Below are 16081 nucleotides of genomic sequence, written 5' to 3'. Positions count from 1 at the left end.
TCTGGTCGTCACGGCTCGTCCGGGGTACCAACAGCGTCTATGCCACGATCGGTGAAAGTACTGGTTGGAGTGCTGTCGGTGGTTGCCGTCGCAGGTTCCGCGGCGTTTGCCGTCACCTTCAGCAATCTGGGGGAGGATGCTCCGACGGTCACGCCTACCGCCGCGACATCGGAGTGCACACAGACCGACAATCTGGTGGTAGCGGTTGATCCGTCCATTGCCACCGCCGTCGAGGCGGTAGTGGCGACGATTGATCCGGAAAAGCTCGGTTGCGCATCGTTCACCGTGGTGTCCCAGGACTCGGCTCGAACCTACGGGGACTTTGCGCTCGGCGGTTCCGGTCCGGCGATCTGGATACCCGATTCGTCAGAATGGCTCGACAAGGCCGGGGCGGCTGGTCGTTCCGTCTCGAAGGTCAGTGATTCGGTAGCGTCCACACCGGTGATCACGGTGTCGAAATCCGGTGAAACTACCAGTCCGGCAAGCTGGATCGACGTCCTGGCAGTTCCAGGACTGCATATCGGTGATCCGCTTTCCAGCGCTGTGTCCAGCGCACCCATCGTTGCCGCGTTTGCCGAAACTCAGGCGCGCGGCGGCGATACCGCGTCCATCTCGGCCGCATTGGTTCCCGTGGCACAAGCTCAACTCGGGAATGTGAAGGAAGCCGGTTCGACCATCCGCATAGAAAAGGTTGCCGAGGACAGCGGAACCGCGGTCACCACCGAACAGACGTTCATCGCGTACATGGCCGCTCATCCCGACGCTCGGTTGACCGCCGCAGTGCCGACGTCCGGCACGGTGTTCATGAATTACCCGATGGCGCTGACCGGAGAATCGACTGCACTGCCGGCCGCGCAGGTTCTCGCCGACGCACTCACGTCTGCTAGCGGCCGCACAGCCTTGTCCGGTCTGGGTTTTCGTGCAGCGGGCAACGAACCGTTGCCGAGCGGCGGCGTCGGGATTATCACGCCGTTGGTTCCGAGCGATCCGTCTGTGGTGGCCACAGCGCTGGCGCGCTACGAGATTCTGTCCCGGCCCTCCCGCGCATTGGCGGTTGTCGACGTCTCCGGCTCGATGGACTACGTGGAAGGCGGCGTGACCCGAATGGCCGCTACGGCGCAGGCCGGCGACATCGCGATCCGAATGTTCCCCGCCAATGCGCAATTGGGTCTGTGGGCCTTCTCGATCGACCTCGGCGACGGCACCGATTACCGCGAACTCGAGCCTGTTGCGCGCATGGATGCGCCCGAGGGCGACACCGATCATCGGACCAAACTTCTGTCTCACGTCGACGAGCTACCGTCACTTGTCGGTGGCGGAACTGGGTTGTACGACAGTGTTCTGGCGGCATTTCGTCAGATCCAGAGCACGTATGACCCGTCGTCGATCAACTCGGTCATTCTCCTGACCGACGGGGCCAACGACGATCCGTCCGGTATCTCGCGGGAGGAGTTGCTCGACACTCTTGCACGCGAGCGCGATGCCGCCCGTCCGGTACCGATCATCACCATCGGCGTCACCGGCGATGCCGATACCGAAGTATTGAAACAGATTTCAGCAGTCACCGGCGGAAACAGTCACTTCGCACCCACACCCGCCGATATTCCCAAGGTGTTCGTCGGCGCGATCAGCGGCCGTGGCAACTGATCGGATCTAGTCGAGGATCTTTGCGTCCGCAGTATCGGTGATCCATTCGGTGGCAAGAGCTTCGAGGGTTCCGTCGGCATACAGTGAGTCGACTGCGGCCGACACGCACGCGGTAAGTGGACTGTTCTTCTCGAGGACGGCACCGAAGAACTCGGTGACGGCGTTCGGCCGCGGAAACTGTCCGACGATCACGGACTGTGGCAGTTCGGTCTCCGTGATGTGGAATCCGGTGGGAATGTCGACAACCAGGGCGTCGATCTCGCCGGCCGCCAATGCGGCCTTGGCTTCGTCGGTGTTGGCGTAACTGCGCGGCGGGGTTGACGGACTGATGGTCTCGGTGATGGCAAGCAGGCTGGTCGACCCGGCCTGTGCGCCAAGTCGGTACTGCGTCAGCGAATTCAGATCCGTGGCCTGTGCAGCGCCGTTGTTCTGCAAGGCAATGACCGACTGCGCCACCGCGTAGTACGGCGAGCTGAAATCGACGGACTCGCGGCGATCTCCGGAAATCGTGAACTGGTCGAGCGCGAAGTCGAAGTCTTTGCTGCCAGGCTTCAGCGCGTCGTTGAATGCGACGCTCGTGAACGTGACCTGATCGGGGTTGTAACCAAGTTTCTCGATCACAGCGCGGGCCACTGCACCCTCGAATCCTTGCCCGTTCGACGGATCGCCGTCGTGAAACCAGGGCTCGTACGACGGCGAACCGGTAGCGATGGTGAGTGTGCCGTCGTTGGTGGTCGTGCCACTGCCCGGACCGCATTCCGTCACGGCTGCAGTGGACGGAAGCTTGGTGAAGGCCTCGGGAATGCTGGTGGTGGTTTCCGGGACTGCAGCGGCGCTCTCAGGCTGAGTGGAGCATGAACCCAAGAGGATCGCGGAGGCGAAGATTGCAGTTACGGCAACGCAACGTCGTGGCATAGGCACGTTGCCATCTTGCCTGTATGTCCGGTATCGATGTGATCGGGGTCTTGTACCCGGCCAATTTTCAGGCTGCTGAGCGACGGAGAACGAGGCGTTCCGTTGGTGTCGTTCCTCCCCAGACGCCGTGTGGTTCACCGGTCTCCAGTGCAAAGTTCAGGCAGTCGTTGATCACCGGGCAGCGGAAGCACACCTGCTTGGCCGTTTGTTCGCGCGCAAGCCGATTGCGCCCGCGTTCCTCGCCGGGTGAATAGAAAACCGCTGGATCAACGGACTTGCAGGTTGCGAGCATGCGCCAGTTGTTGTCCACACACAGTTCCGACATGTGCTGCGTTGTCATCGTGGTTGTCCTTTCGGCTCGAGCCTCAGTGTGGCCGGTGAGGGTTGCGCGAGGACAGGGTTCCGATCGCAGCGATTTCTACTGCCGGATCACGGGCGCTGCAGCACAATGAAGAGATGGCGACGACTGATCGGGGCCAGATCACACTCGATGGCATAACCGTGCCCGTGACCAATCTCGGGAAGGTGCTCTATCCCGAGAGTGGAACCACCAAAGCCGAAGTCATCGACTACTACACTCGAATTTCCGCAGTCATGATTCCCCATGTCGTCGGTAGGCCGGGAACACGGAAACGTTGGCCGAACGGGGTGGACGGTCAATCATTTTTCGAGAAGAACCTTGCATCGTCGGCGCCGGATTGGCTGACCCGCGCGTCATTACAGCATTCCGACCGAGTGGTCACGTATCCCATTTTCGATTCAGTTGCTTCGCTTGCCTGGCTCGGTCAACAAGCAGCCCTCGAATTACATGTTCCGCAATGGCGATTCGACGGTTCCGAGCGCGGGCCCGCAACCCGATTGGTGTTCGATCTCGACCCGGGGGATGGCGTCGGGCTGGCTGAATGTGCCGAAGTGGCCCGTTCCATCCGTGATCTTGTGGGAACGCTGGGCTGGACAGCGTATCCCGTTACCAGCGGAAGCAAGGGTATTCATCTCTATGTGCCGCTCGATCGGCCACTGGACGGCAGTGGTGCGTCGACCGTCGCCAAGCAGATCGCGGTGGGACTCGAGAAGATCCATCCGGATCTGGTGACAGCGACGATGGCGCGAAATGTTCGAGCCGGCAAGATATTTGTCGACTGGAGCCAGAACAACGCGGCCAAAACCACAATCGCTCCGTACTCGATGCGTGGGCGTGCCCAGCCTTATGTTGCCGCGCCGCGCAGTTGGGACGAACTCGACGACCCGAAGTTGCGACACTTGCTGTTCGACGAGGTTCTCGAACGCGTTGATTCCGGCGGTGACTTGTTGGCTGCTCTCGACCCTCCCGTGGTGCAGCAGGATTCGTTGACACGATATCGAAACAAGCGTGCGGCAGACCGGACGCCGGAGCCGGTACCGGATTCTGTTTCCCCCGGCGCGCTCGGCAATTCCTTTGTGATTCAGGAACATCACGCGCGACGCCTGCACTACGACGTTCGGCTCGAACGTGACGGTGTGCTGGTGTCGTGGGCAGTTCCGAAAGGGGTACCCACCACCGCGGGGGAGAACCGGCTGGCTGTCCACACCGAGGACCATCCGCTCGAGTACGCCACCTTCTCCGGCACGATCCCCAAGGGAGAATACGGCGGCGGATCGATGACGATCTGGGATTCCGGCACGTACGAGACGGAGAAGTGGCGCGACGACGAGGTGATCGTGCGGTTGGACGGGAACCGAGTGCAGGGCAGATTCGCGCTGATTCGGACCAAAGGTGACCAGTGGCTGATGCATCTGATGAAGGATCAGAAATCCAGCTTCGGAATCGAGTTTCCGAAAGGGATCGAACCGATGCTCGCGACGCCCGGATCGCTCGAGGGTCTGGATGAGGACGAGTGGGCATTCGAGGGTAAATGGGATGGGATACGGGTGATTCTCGAATTTCATTCGGGCACACTGTCGCTCCGCAGCCGAGCCGGTAACGACAAGACCGGCGACTATCCCGCGCTGGCTGGACTTGCTTCGGTTCTCGACGGCCACGAGGTGGTTCTCGACGGTGAAGTGGTGTCGTACAACGCGGAAGGTGTCACCGATTTCGGGGCTTTGCAGCGCGGCGGTGAACCCGAGTTTCTGGCTTTCGATCTCCTGTATCTCGACGGAGTTTCCCTGCTGCGCAAGTCGTACACCGATCGTCGGACTGTGCTGAGTGCGTTGGCCGCGAAGGTCGGCGATCTCACCGTGCCACCCCAGATCGACGGAACCCCGGCGAACGCGCTGGAGGTGAGCCGCGAATCCGGCTGGGAGGGGATTGTCGCAAAGCGTCGCGCCTCGGTGTACCTGCCGGGGCGGAGGGGGTCGAGTTGGATCAAGGTCAAGAACTGGCGCACACAAGAGGTAGTGATCGGCGGGTGGCGCACGGGTCAAGGCAATCGGGCCCGGGGGATAGGCGCACTTCTCATGGGAATTCCGGGTGAAGACGGGTTGAGTTACGTCGGCCGAGTGGGGACCGGCTTCACCGACCGCGACTTGGAAACATTGCTGGCGGTACTGGAACCCTTGCAGCAGAAGGAAAGCCCGTTCGAAGATGATGTTCCGACGGAGGATCGCAAGGGAGCGGTATGGATCCGCCCTGAACTGGTCGGTGAAGTGCGATTCATGGACTGGACCGCGAGTGGTCGCCTGCGGCACCCCAGTTGGCGGGGGATGCGGGAGGACAAGTCGCCGACGGACGTGCGGCGGGATACGTAGGGGGAAAAGCTATTCGTGTCCTGGCTCGAGGTCGCGGACGTCGGTGTAGGTGACAACCGTACCGAGATCGCGAGGTGCAGAGCCTGATTCGGGATCCAGGAGGAAACCTACGTGGTCTCCGAGAGGGATGCGGTCGATAATGCGTCCGCTGAACCAGGCGGAGGACTCATCGAGTATCGGGAGTTCATGGGGGCCAGGATGCCAGGCGCAACGCGCGAACTTGTCGATATCGTCGCCGGTGGATCCCCCGAACAACGTTGCCAATTCGATGTGATCCCTCGGGATGACGTGGACAGCAAGAAATTCCGTCGTCAATGCTGTGTGGAACGTGTGGTTCTTGTTCGACAGTCCAACGAGAAAACGAGGAGGAGCGATACTGACCTGAGATGCAAAACCGACCAGACATCCGGACCGCTGGTTGCCCTCGCCGGTGGTGACGACAAACATCGGGTAGTCGAGTTCGCCGACCAGTGTGTCGAATGCGCTTGTGCCGTTGTCGTCAGAGTTGCCGGGTGCTCCTCGAGTCCCGTTGGGGCGTTTGCCGATCAATGACCTTCCTGATGCGTGAGGTTATGGCCTTCGAGGCGCTTGACGCGTCGTCGCTCGAGAAGGACGGCGGCTACGCCCAGCACGAGGGACACAGCGCACACTGCGCCGGCGATCAATGCCCATCCCTGAAACCCGTAGCCTAGTGCCACCAAGGTTAATCCGAGCGTGGCGAGCGCAAGCCCGATGAGAAGGTACCCGGGGTAGTTCCGTCCGTCGGCGATCCCTTCGCCTACGTGAGATCGATTGGTATGTGCGTCGTCGACGGGTAGGTCGCCGTTTGTTTCAGCCACTGTGTTCTCCGTTCTCGGAAGTCAACCCCGAAGGCATTTCGGTGTGTATATATGTGTTGCGCTCTACCCGTTGTGCGGATCGGTCGCTGGTCCGTGTGTTGTTGCGCCGCCTTCGCCGGACCAGGGTTGGCCGCCTGACGGATCGGATTGGACGTCGCTATCCGCATTTTCGGAACCTGAATCGGTTGTGACGGTTTCGACATCATCAGGTGAAACGTCGCCTGAGTTTTCTTGTTTGCCGGTCATCATGCCTCCTGGGTTCATCTCGACGGGAAGTCGAGGGAGCGACCTACCGATCGCACCAGAAAAAGCTAATCTGCATCCGTGGAAACAGATAATATCATGTAAGCGTTCAAATTCTGAGGTTGCCGGGCCGCTTACCGGGGTGAACTGCCCAGTGAAGTCTCACCCCGGTCCCAGCAACCGGTGATGTGTTCGGCCAGCAGGTCGTCGAACGCCAAACATGAAGCGGCGCCGAACAGAATGTCGCTCCGCATGGTGGGGTCTTGCTCCGCTAGCTTGCCGGCGAGATCGCGGACTGCGATCTGTTCGTGAACGGAGTCGGCTTCTACATGCTCGTCGTAGAACAGTGTTGCCCGCGAGCTGAAACCTAGGCGACGCAGCCCGGCGCTGTAGTTCTTGCTGGGAAGCGACGACGTGGTTTCCACTGCGCACAGATGGCCGATCAACGCCCCGAGCAGCCGACGATGAAATCCGAAGAGCGAGAGCACATTGAGGCTCGCAAGGGTCACTGCCGGAACGACGTCGAGATAGTGTGCGTACCGATCCGACAGTCCGAGTTCGCGCATGGTGTTGGCAAACAGGGTGGAGTGCATCCTCTCCAATCGCCCGCCGCCGTACTCGTCGGCTTGGACTTCCACCAGCGCGGCTTTCGGGGCTCCGGCCAGACGCGGAATTCCCAACGTGTGAACATCGGATTCTCGTAGCTGGTTGAGCGAACGGTGGATGAGTACTTCTTCGAACTGTTCGGCACTGGCGTCTGTCGCCATGAACTTGGACATGCTCGGCCCGGTCGACGGCGCGGTCATCACCCACAATTGTGAGATGACGTCCCCGACGTCGAGAGGTTGGGCTTCAAGATTTCGGGATGCGACGATCGAACGGACTGCTGCCTCGAACGACGACTCCAGCGCGGCCCGTCCTGCGAGAAGATCGAGGTTCCATTCCCATTCGTCAGACACTCCGGCGAGTCCCTGAAGGTGTAGTTCGTACAGCAGCGTCAGCGACAGTTGTGCGTCGTCGTCGAACACGATCGATGTACCATCGTGCTCTCCGGCCGCACTCCGAGCGGCGGCGGTGAAGGCAGCAGGGTTAGCGTCGGATCCAGACAACAGTGCAATCAGCAGTTCGCTGACCTGTCCTCGCGCGGAGGGGATCGGCATGCGAGTGCCGGTTGCCAGTGCTTGCGATGGTGTTAGATCAATCCGTGTGGAGGACATATGAACTCCGATTCCGATCCTGGGGGCGACGATTCCGCTGTCACGATCACTGTATGCCCAGACGGGCCACTACTGGTTCGAGGTCCGGCGACGCTGGTCGACGCCGACGGCAACCCGATCAGCCGTGAACGTGCAACGGTGGCGCTGTGTCGTTGCGGTGGCACAGCGATACCTCCCTTCTGCGACGGTACCCACAAAAAGAGAAAAGTTCGACGTTCCTGAGTGGCTGAACCCGGTTTTACGGCAAACGCCCGGCGGGGCGTTTGCCGATCGGGAGTGATCGGCGAACGCGCCACCGGGCAGGTTAACGGGGTGGATCAATACCAGACTTTCCGGCCGCCCACCGCGCGACCCGTAGCGCCGAGGAGCGACAAGACTGCGCCGACGACCACCAAAATGATGCCGACCGTAGTCAGAATGCTGATTGACGTGAAGTAGCCGACCAGTGCCAAGATAATGCCGAGAACAATCATGGTGAATCCTCATCTCCGATGCGTAGGAAGTTGCCGTGATTTACGGACTTCCGCTATCTGTTCACTGGCGGCGGCACCAGTGCATCCGCTCAGTTGGTGAACTTGTTCTTGATATCGCTTGCAGCATCCGAGATATCGTCACCGACCTGTTTGGTCTTGCCTGAGACCTGATCCTTGGCGCCCTCGGCGGCAAGATCGTCGTTGTCGGTCTTGTGTCCGACCTTCTCCTTTGCCTCGCCGATGAGTTCCTCGGCCTTGTGCTTTGCCTTGTCGATGAAATCAGCCATGGTTATCGTGATCCTTTCGGGTAGAGATTGATTCGAGTCGTTCTGGATCTGGGAAATTCACCGTCGGCCGGTGACGGCCTTGACCAGGAAGAGCAAGATCACCGCGCCGAGTACACACGTGAAGAAGCTGAATATCAGGCCACCACCGTTGACGTCGACACCGAACAATTTGAGAAGGAATCCGCCGATCAGACCGCCGATAATGCCGACGACGATGTTCAGCACGATTCCCATGGAGGCATCGGTTTTCATGATCTTGCTGCCGATCCAGCCGGCGAGTCCGCCGATGATGATCCAACCGATGATGCCGAGTCCGAGCACAGTGAGTCTCCTTGTGACAAGTGGATTCCAAGTGACAGTGGGATTCCGAGATTGGGGATTCCACGATTGAGGTCATCTTGGACCTTTAAAAAAACTGAGGTCAGAGGGAAGTGATAGCTACAGCCCCGAGCAGTGTTCCCACTACTATCGATCCGGCCAACAGTCGTTGCTGCAGTTGGAATATCCGAAGTTCGCGTTTTGTCACGGTTCAGGCTTTACGGGCCTTGTCGGCGGCGTCGAGTTCCGTCGAACTTCCCTCGTGCACAAGGTTTCCGCCTGAGTTCTCCAGATGAGCTCGGACGAACCATTGGAACTTCTCCAGCTGCGCTGTTTGACCGATCAGCATGTCTTCGGTGATGGGATCGATCTTTCCGACCGAGTCGATCGCGGCCCGGGAATCGGTGATGACGCCGGTGTACACGAGGTCCAACGCGGCGAGGTGTGCGCGAGCGTCGTCACGTCCGACTGAATAGTCGTCCCACGAGCGGTCGGCTTCGATAGCGCCGGCGGTTCCCTTCGGGGAGTTCCCGAGTGCGGCGATGCGTTCGGCAACGTCGTCCGCGTAACCACGGACCAAATCGACTTGGGGATCGATCATTTCGTGTACGCCGATGAAATTAGGGCCTACGACATTCCAGTGAATGTGCTTGAGGGTCAGGTGTAGATCGTTGTACGCGCTCAGGCGTTCCTGCAGAACTGCGGCTACGCGCGCGCCGTCGTCGGTGCTCAGTCCCGGGATCGTGAATGTAGACATGTATCTTCCTCTCGTCAGAGTGCCGAGCTGTGTGCTGCTGCGGCACAAATACTTTCGGATCGTGTCTGTCGATTCAGTTGATGCTTCCGGCCAGGTCCTCTGTTATCGGATCCCCGAACATCATGGCGATTCGCAGTTTGAGTTCCGGCGTGGCCAAGGTCGAGCTACCGGAGTTGATCTCGCCGCTCGGTGCGGACGGGATGTCGATCGTCGTCATCTTGCTCCTGCGGTCTAGGGGTGTAAGTAGTGAGAATCGGGCGATCCGCTTCTCGTCAGCGCCGTGTTCTGCGCCTCTCAACACCCAAATCTGTCTGCAATTTGATACGCATGTTCTCGTCAGGACGTACTAAAATCTATACCAGCCGACGCAGATAATTAGCAACCCCAGAACGAGTGGATCGACTCCAGTCTGAATCAGTCAGGTGATGAAATGGCCGCCCTGTACAGGCGAAATGCCGAAAGTCCTGAATTTGAAAAAATCTTCGGCCCCGATCGCCGATATGAAATCTATGCTCCCGCGAACAGATTCGTTGCCTGGAAGTGCTAAAGTCGTGGAATCGCCGATTGGGTCGAGGAGGCTTGCAGTGACATTAGAGCCACACACGCGCTCACGGCGTGGCGTTTACGGCATCTCGGTGATGTCGGAGTTATCCGGAGTCGGGCCGCAGACGTTGAGACTGTACGAGCGACGAGGACTCCTGACCCCCACACGCACGGGTGGTGGAACTCGCCGGTACAGCGAATCAGATCTGGAGACATTGCGTCGCATCACCGCGTTGATCGACGACGGCGTCAATTTGGTCGGAGTGAGATTGATTCTCTCGCTCGAGGCCGAAAATTCAACTCTTGCGGCGAGGATCGCTCAGTTGAGTGAATCTGCTGACGGTCAGGCCTGATCGCCGCGTGAGTCGGCGTCGGTCGCTTCAGTGCGGTTGTTATCGACGTCAGTCGCTTCAGTGCGGCTGATATCCCCGAAGTCTGCATCGGCAACGATCTTGTTTCCGCCGGCTTCGAGGGACGCGAGGGCGGAATCGAAGGCGTCGATGAGCCACTGGTTTGTTGCTTCGGTGAGCAATTCATCCGGCGCGCCGTCGATATCGGCCTGGAAGAAGCGAACCAACCAGGTTCCACTGATACCGGGTTCGTTCGACAAACCGTGAGGAGTGTTTGTGGCAACGACGTAGCGGTTGTACTCGAGATCTACCCGAATGGCGTACGCGTCGTCCAGATGCACGATGTTCGCCGGTCGCTGCGTGGCTGCTGCCAGCGCGATCAGCGCATCGTTGTAAATTTCCGCGTACTTCACAGTGAGTGGAATGGTCGGCCTATCTGTTCGACGTAGCCATGCAGCACAGCATGGCAAGGATAAAGACGGTTCAACGCCCATACCAGGCACGGAACTGAAATTCATCCTATCCCAGACGCCTGTCGGCAGATTCCGGCGGTATCGGGCGCGCCCAACGACCGGCCGGCAGCTGTTCAGGGGCACAGCGCGTGAGAGAGCATGGCCACTATGTCCGGTTGTTCCTTCGGCGTCGAGGTCAGCGTCACGGTGTATGCGCGATCTTCCGTTGCACCGGACAGTGTGTAGTAGCCGTAGATTCCACCGCTGTGTCCGATGTAGGTAACCCCGCAGGGCAGTTCGGTGGATCCGACTCCCAAGCCGTAGCCCAGGCCTTCGGCTTCGGTGGCACCGGCGTGTGGGGTGGTCATCTCGGTGAGTTCGTTCTCCGGCACGATTCTGCCGCTCAACAAGGCCCGCCAGAAGGTGTTGAGATCCTTGCCGGTAGACACCAGGGCACCTGCTGACCAGGGGATGGACGGTTCGATCCGGGAGACATCGGTGCGCCCGCCGGGTAGATCGGCATATCCGGTCATGTGCTCACCTCGGATGTCTCGTTCACCCGGTGGTGGGAGATAGGTGTCCTCGAGTTCCAGTGGTTCCAGAATCCGAGTGCGCAGCTCGTCCGCGTAGCTTCGGCCGGTCACAGCTTCTACGAGCATCCCGAGAACTATGTAGTTGGTGTTGGTGTAGCGAAAAGCTGATCCGGGCTCGAACTGCGCGGGCTTGCTCAAAGCGATGGCCACAGCGTCGGCTGGCGTGAGCGTGCGATTTTCGTTCGCAGCCACCCATTCGTCGGCGTTGGGTTCGCCGGCGAACTCGGCTAACCCGCTGCGATGTTGCAGTAGGTGCCGGACGGTGATGGTGTCACCCGGCACAAGTCCTGGGAGGTAGCGCTGGACCGGTGCATCGAGGCCGACCTTGTCCTGCGCAACCAGTTGCAGCACGAGTGCTGCGGTGAATGTTTTTGTCACGCCGGCGATCCGGACTCGGTAGCGAGGGCCGATCGAATCGCCATTCGTCTGGTGAGGCACACCGCTGGTCAGAACCGTAGTGGTCGAGTTGTCGTCGAGCGTGGCAATCGAGCCGACTGCGCCCGATTTCGTGAGCGAATCCAGATCCGATTGAACCTCGACGGTCCGTTGGAGCGTCGCGCATCCGACAAGCGCCATCGAGGTCGCAACTACAGCAATGGTGGCCAAGACGTGTGAGCGCATGAGTCGAATCTAAGGATCTTTCGGCTCGCGGGAATCCAGGAAATCCCGGATCTTTCCCCTGATCTTTCTCGGGCGCCAAGGACTGGGCTGTCTGGGACTGGGCGGGGACAAAGGGCCTCATTCTGCATAGGGTTGCCGATTCTTGTCCGAATTGCCCGAGATGATCGTTAGCATCCGAAGGCCACATGCTCATTTCAGATCCGACCAGTTCAACGCTATTTCGGTGCGATGGCCGCACCGCAGTACCTCAACGAAGGACGGTTGCATGAGGAAGTCGACACTGCGCAGGGGAACGGTTGCAGCCCTGCTGACCGGAAGCGTTCTGGTCCTGACTGCAGCGCCCGCTCTCGCGGAACCGGGAAGCGCCGGTAGTACCGGCAGTACCGGGTCACTGGGCAGTATGGGCAGTATCAGCAGCGGATCTGCGGCCCTTCCGATCCCCAGTCCCGCAGGTTTGATCGCTTTGGCGGCGGCCACCACCCAAACCGGAAAGCCATACCAATGGGGTGGCGTCGGACCGAACTCGTGGGATTGCTCCGGGCTGGTGCAATGGGCGTTCCGGCAGGCCGGCGTGAATCTACCGCGGACCAGCCAAGAGCAAGCCCGTGTGGGACAAGCGGTTCCGCGGTGGGCACTAGTTCCCGGCGACGTCATCACGTTCTATCCCGGCGCAACGCACGTCGGAATCTACGCGGGCTTCGGAATGGTCTTCAACGCGTACGGCGTCGGAGTTCCCACGGGTCTGACCCCCTTGGCTGATCTCCCGATCAACAACATTCGACGGTTCTAATCTGCACAAAACCTTCACAAGTCCTCCCAGGTTCATCCACGTCGGGCTAATACAGTCAGTTCCATGAGTCAGCGAAAAGTGCTCGTGGTCGACGACGAAGTCAGCATCTGCGAATCGATTGCCGCGCGTCTGCGCGCCGAGGGATTCGACGTGGAGATGGCATTCGACGGACCCAGTGCTGTCGCGCGGTGCGCCGAGATCAATCCGGACCTGGTGGTTCTCGACGTGATGATGCCTGGATTCGACGGCCTCGAAGTGTGTCGTCGAATCCAGGCCGTACGAGCTGTGCCCGTGCTGATGCTCACGGCGCGCGCCGACGAAACCGACATGGTGATCGGTTTGGGTGTCGGTGCTGATGACTACCTCAGCAAGCCGTTCAGCATGCGGGTGCTGGTTGCGCGGGTACAGGCGCTGCTCCGGCGGGCTGGTCGTCCCTCGCAGCCGCTATCCGATCTCTTGGAGTTCGGTGACGTCGTGATCGACCTGACCGAGCGTCGGGTGCGCCGCGACGCGCAAGAAATACACCTGACGCGGACCGAATTCGATCTGATCGTGTATCTGGCAGAGCGACCAAGAGCCGCGATTCCCCGCGAGTCGCTGCTCGAGGAGATCTGGGGATGGGGCGAGGGGGCGGGGAGTCGCACCGTCGACTCTCACGTCAAGGCGCTACGACGCAAACTGGGGTCCTCGGTGATCCGAACCGTTCATGGCGTCGGCTACGCGTGGGACGTGCCGCGATGAGCGTCGTCGACCGGCTATTTGCGCGGTGGCCACGACCGCTCGACCCGATGCGGTCCTTCAAGGTGAAGGTCGGGTTGTTGGTTGTCGCCGCATTGTTGTTCGCTTCCGGTGGTTTCTGGCTGACATCGCAACAACCGTTTCGATTCGCGCTGTTGACGGCATTGTTTGTCGCCCTGGGTGTTACGCAGGTGCTCGCACACGGAATGACGTCACCACTTCGCGAGATGACGGCAGCGGCCAAGGCTATGGCGCGTGGCGACTATTCCCGTCGAGTGCGGGCGACATCGCGCGACGAAGTGGGCGAACTTGCAACGGCATTCAATCGAATGGCCGAGGATTTGGGTGCCGACGACAGGTATCGCCGCGAGCTGATCGGCAACGTGTCGCATGAGTTACGCACGCCGATCACCGCTTTGCAGGCGATGCTCGAGAACATTGTCGACGGTGTGCAGGATCCGAATCCGGAGACGATGCGTTCGGCTCTCGCTCAAACAGAACGTCTCGGTGCTCTGGTGGACGATCTGCTTGATCTCTCGAAACTCGAGGGTGGTGCAATGCCGTTGAATCCCAAGATGTTCGAGATGGAGCCGTTCCTGGACGAATTGATGTCGCAGCGTAGGGGAGGCGTCGTCATCGATGTGAGCCCTGCTTCGCTGAGCATCTCGGCCGATCCGGATCGCCTGCATCAGGTCGTGACCAACCTGCTGGACAACGCAGTTCGCCACGGCGGCAACGACGTACACGCAGTGATTCGCGTGCGCAGAGATACTGCGCACGCCGTCGTGATCGATGTCCATGACGACGGCCCGGGGATCGAGCCGGCTGCACGCTGCGAGGTCTTCGACCGATTCATCCGAGGGGGTTCCACGGACGGTGGCACCGGCCTTGGGCTTGCCATCGCGAAGTGGGCCGTCGAATTACATGGCGGCACCATTGCCGTTGTTGATGCGCACGCTGGGTGCTGTATTCGAGTGGTACTGCCGCAGAACTGAATTAACCGATTATCGACGGCGCGCCCCAAACGGGGTCCGCGCCTGATTTGCCGATCCTGAAAGTAGGTCTGATAATGACTGCTCCGGTTGCTGTTGCACCAAAACCCAGTGCGCCTGCCCTACTGGTGCCACGCGTATGGCGTCGAGATCGGACGTCCATTCCGACGCGTCCGATGCTGATCGGATCGGCAGTGGTGGGTGTTCTTGCCGCCCTGATCCTCGATGTCGACACCATCGGGGTTGCCTACGCGATCGTGTTTGTCGGTGTCACGGTAGTTGTCGGGCTCCTCACGCCGCCACGGTTGACTCCGATTCAATGGGGAGCCTGCGCCGGCGCACTTGCGCTGTTCGGTGTGGCTGCGGTCCGCGGTGCGGGATGGCTTGTCTTTGTGTGCCTGGTGGCAGCGTGGGTTGTGTTCACCTGGGCGTTGATCGGTGGCCGGACGTGGACAGGCATCGCGCTGGGAACGATCATGCCGTGGCGCGCTCCACTACGAGTGATGCGCTTTGCCCGGCGGAGAAACGCGAGACCCGGCGCAGCGCTGCGAGTGCCGGCCGTTCGTGTGGTGGCCGTAGGTGCCGTCAGCGTCGCAATGCTCCTGATCTTCGGATCTCTTTTTGCCAGTGCGGATCCGGAATTCGCGAAGTTCTTCGACGGCGCAGCTCCCTCGATTCGAGTCGATGAAACAATTGCTCACCTGTTGATCGGGGTATTGGTGGCTTTCGGGACGCTCACGGCTGTGTATCTACGGCGCCGAACGCCTGACGTCGACGCGCTTGCTCCCATGCCGGCGTCGCCGCTGCCATTGTGGGAGTGGGTGGTGCCGCTCGCGATGCTGAACGTGCTGTTCTTGGGATTTGTTGCGGTGCAACTCAAGACGCTGTTCGGAGGCGACAAACACGTCCAGGTCACGGACGGTCTGACGTATGCTGACTATGCGCGTCAAGGATTCTGGCAGCTGATGATGGTGACGGTGCTGACGTTGTTGGTGATCGCGGTTGCGGTTCGGCGTGTAGATCGCGATGATCGCCGATCGAGGGCACTGGCCCGGGGGCTGCTTGGCGCGCTGTGCACGTTCAGCCTTGTCATTGTGGCGTCGGCCGTTCATCGAATGTGGTTGTACGAGAACCAGTACGGATTCACGAGGTTGCGAGTGAGTGTCTTTGCCGTCGAACTGCTGCTCGGGCTGGTCTTTGTCTTGCTGATCATCGCGGGAGTGCGGATGTCGGGCGCGTGGCTGCCGACGGCTGTACTCGCCATGGCCACTGTGGGCTTGCTGGGCTTTGCGTTCTTCAACCCTGATGCGTACATCGCGGAGAAGAACGTCGAGCGCTTCGAGCAGGGGAAGAGCATCGACGTGAACTATCTGAGCACGCTTTCGGTCGATGCCGTTCCTGCACTTGATCGACTGCCGGAGCCGCAGCGCAGTGATTCGCTGTGGTACCTGAAACAGGAACTGCGCGGATCCGAAGATTCGTGGTGGGAGTTCAACAGTGCGCGCAAGCAGGCCAGGGAGATCCTGTTCGGATAGCCGCGCGCCGATTGTGCAGCCGCAGAGGTAGTTACCCCTGCGGC

21 protein-coding genes are annotated in these 16081 nt (G+C 60.3%); 8 read left to right on the top strand and 13 right to left on the bottom strand.

The genetic code is table 11. The features are described 5' to 3' along the window. The first annotated feature begins 51 nt into the window (after window positions 1-51). Window positions 52-1647, top strand: coding sequence for a substrate-binding and VWA domain-containing protein (locus EEB13_RS23295; protein ID WP_261984624.1), 1596 nt, complete (start codon window positions 52-54; stop codon window positions 1645-1647). Between the two features lie 6 nt (window positions 1648-1653). On the opposite strand, the gene EEB13_RS23290 is transcribed toward EEB13_RS23295, so the two are convergent. Together EEB13_RS23290 and EEB13_RS23285 are read right to left on the bottom strand one after the other, a co-directional pair. After that, window positions 1654-2562 (bottom strand): transporter substrate-binding domain-containing protein, encoded by a 909-nt coding sequence (locus tag EEB13_RS23290; RefSeq protein WP_095888408.1) that lies wholly within the window; start codon window positions 2560-2562, stop codon window positions 1654-1656. A 67-nt stretch (window positions 2563-2629) separates the two neighbouring features. Then, window positions 2630-2902, bottom strand: a complete 273-nt coding sequence (locus EEB13_RS23285) for a WhiB family transcriptional regulator (protein WP_051730469.1) — start codon at window positions 2900-2902, stop codon at window positions 2630-2632. Between the two features lie 116 nt (window positions 2903-3018). On the opposite strand from EEB13_RS23285, the gene EEB13_RS23280 reads away from it, so the two are divergent. Further along, window positions 3019-5289: an ATP-dependent DNA ligase gene (locus tag EEB13_RS23280; protein ID WP_141486373.1), complete on the top strand. Its 2271-nt coding sequence runs from the start codon at window positions 3019-3021 to the stop codon at window positions 5287-5289. A gap of 9 nt (window positions 5290-5298) precedes the next feature. Here EEB13_RS23280 and EEB13_RS23275 read toward each other — a convergent pair whose 3' ends face one another. From EEB13_RS23275 to EEB13_RS23260, 4 genes are all read right to left on the bottom strand, one after another. Next, window positions 5299-5760 carry a flavin reductase family protein gene (locus EEB13_RS23275; protein WP_342393918.1) on the bottom strand — a complete coding sequence of 154 codons (462 nt, stop codon included), beginning with the start codon at window positions 5758-5760 and terminating at the stop codon, window positions 5299-5301. Window positions 5761-5834: 74 nt separating this feature from the next. Beyond that, on the bottom strand, window positions 5835-6128 hold the full coding sequence (locus EEB13_RS23270; protein ID WP_141486372.1) for a hypothetical protein: 294 nt from the start codon (window positions 6126-6128) through the stop codon (window positions 5835-5837). Window positions 6129-6191: 63 nt separating this feature from the next. Then, on the bottom strand, window positions 6192-6374 hold the full coding sequence (locus EEB13_RS23265) for a hypothetical protein (RefSeq protein ID WP_141486371.1): 183 nt from the start codon (window positions 6372-6374) through the stop codon (window positions 6192-6194). Window positions 6375-6505: 131 nt separating this feature from the next. Next, window positions 6506-7588, bottom strand: a complete 1083-nt coding sequence (locus tag EEB13_RS23260; RefSeq protein ID WP_141486370.1) for an iron-containing redox enzyme family protein — start codon at window positions 7586-7588, stop codon at window positions 6506-6508. Here EEB13_RS23260 and EEB13_RS23255 point away from each other — a divergent pair, their 5' ends adjacent. Continuing rightward, on the top strand, window positions 7589-7810 hold the full coding sequence (locus tag EEB13_RS23255) for a CDGSH iron-sulfur domain-containing protein (protein ID WP_033234163.1): 222 nt from the start codon (window positions 7589-7591) through the stop codon (window positions 7808-7810). A gap of 95 nt (window positions 7811-7905) precedes the next feature. On the opposite strand, the gene EEB13_RS31645 is transcribed toward EEB13_RS23255, so the two are convergent. The 5 genes from EEB13_RS31645 to EEB13_RS31640 all read right to left on the bottom strand — a co-directional run bounded on the left by EEB13_RS31645 (window position 7906) and on the right by EEB13_RS31640 (window position 9640). Further along, a complete protein-coding gene (locus EEB13_RS31645) occupies window positions 7906-8061 on the bottom strand; it encodes a DUF6131 family protein (RefSeq protein ID WP_092806704.1) in 156 nt (51 codons plus the stop codon). An 89-nt stretch (window positions 8062-8150) separates the two neighbouring features. Next, window positions 8151-8348: a CsbD family protein gene (locus EEB13_RS23250; RefSeq protein WP_033234164.1), complete on the bottom strand. Its 198-nt coding sequence runs from the start codon at window positions 8346-8348 to the stop codon at window positions 8151-8153. Between the two features lie 57 nt (window positions 8349-8405). Continuing rightward, window positions 8406-8669: a GlsB/YeaQ/YmgE family stress response membrane protein gene (locus EEB13_RS23245; RefSeq protein ID WP_045069132.1), complete on the bottom strand. Its 264-nt coding sequence runs from the start codon at window positions 8667-8669 to the stop codon at window positions 8406-8408. 208 nt (window positions 8670-8877) lie between these two features. Continuing rightward, window positions 8878-9423: a Dps family protein gene (locus EEB13_RS23240; RefSeq protein ID WP_033234166.1), complete on the bottom strand. Its 546-nt coding sequence runs from the start codon at window positions 9421-9423 to the stop codon at window positions 8878-8880. Window positions 9424-9496: 73 nt separating this feature from the next. Then, window positions 9497-9640 (bottom strand): hypothetical protein, encoded by a 144-nt coding sequence (locus EEB13_RS31640; RefSeq protein ID WP_165826319.1) that lies wholly within the window; start codon window positions 9638-9640, stop codon window positions 9497-9499. 367 nt (window positions 9641-10007) lie between these two features. Between EEB13_RS31640 and EEB13_RS23235 the strand changes: the two genes are divergently transcribed. Next, entirely contained in the window at window positions 10008-10319 is a 312-nt protein-coding gene (locus EEB13_RS23235; protein WP_033234167.1) for a MerR family transcriptional regulator, read from the top strand. On the opposite strand, the gene EEB13_RS23230 is transcribed toward EEB13_RS23235, so the two are convergent. Together EEB13_RS23230 and EEB13_RS23225 are read right to left on the bottom strand one after the other, a co-directional pair. Then, window positions 10310-10729 carry a hypothetical protein gene (locus tag EEB13_RS23230; RefSeq protein WP_230590124.1) on the bottom strand — a complete coding sequence of 140 codons (420 nt, stop codon included), beginning with the start codon at window positions 10727-10729 and terminating at the stop codon, window positions 10310-10312. The two genes, EEB13_RS23235 and EEB13_RS23230, sit on opposite strands and share 10 nt — an antisense overlap. A 173-nt stretch (window positions 10730-10902) precedes the next feature. Continuing rightward, window positions 10903-11982, bottom strand: coding sequence for a serine hydrolase domain-containing protein (locus tag EEB13_RS23225; RefSeq protein ID WP_141486369.1), 1080 nt, complete (start codon window positions 11980-11982; stop codon window positions 10903-10905). A 265-nt stretch (window positions 11983-12247) separates the two neighbouring features. Between EEB13_RS23225 and EEB13_RS23220 the strand changes: the two genes are divergently transcribed. The 4 genes from EEB13_RS23220 to EEB13_RS23205 all read left to right on the top strand — a co-directional run bounded on the left by EEB13_RS23220 (window position 12248) and on the right by EEB13_RS23205 (window position 16037). Further along, window positions 12248-12772 carry an NlpC/P60 family protein gene (locus EEB13_RS23220; RefSeq protein WP_052683592.1) on the top strand — a complete coding sequence of 175 codons (525 nt, stop codon included), beginning with the start codon at window positions 12248-12250 and terminating at the stop codon, window positions 12770-12772. A gap of 63 nt (window positions 12773-12835) precedes the next feature. Then, a complete protein-coding gene (locus tag EEB13_RS23215; protein WP_033234170.1) occupies window positions 12836-13513 on the top strand; it encodes a response regulator transcription factor in 678 nt (225 codons plus the stop codon). After that, complete coding sequence (locus tag EEB13_RS23210; protein ID WP_141486368.1) at window positions 13510-14505, top strand: sensor histidine kinase; 996 nt, start codon at window positions 13510-13512, stop codon at window positions 14503-14505. Before EEB13_RS23215 ends, EEB13_RS23210 begins: the two co-directional genes overlap by 4 nt. 74 nt (window positions 14506-14579) lie before the next feature. Then, entirely contained in the window at window positions 14580-16037 is a 1458-nt protein-coding gene (locus tag EEB13_RS23205) for a DUF4153 domain-containing protein (RefSeq protein WP_033234171.1), read from the top strand. Window positions 16038-16081 lie beyond the last annotated feature (44 nt).

Origin of the sequence: Rhodococcus sp. WS3 (assembly GCF_003797085.1) — a bacterium.
GTDB classification, from domain to species: Bacteria; Actinomycetota; Actinomycetes; order Mycobacteriales; family Mycobacteriaceae; genus Rhodococcus_F; species Rhodococcus_F globerula.
This window is presented reverse-complemented; position numbering and strand designations above follow the sequence as displayed.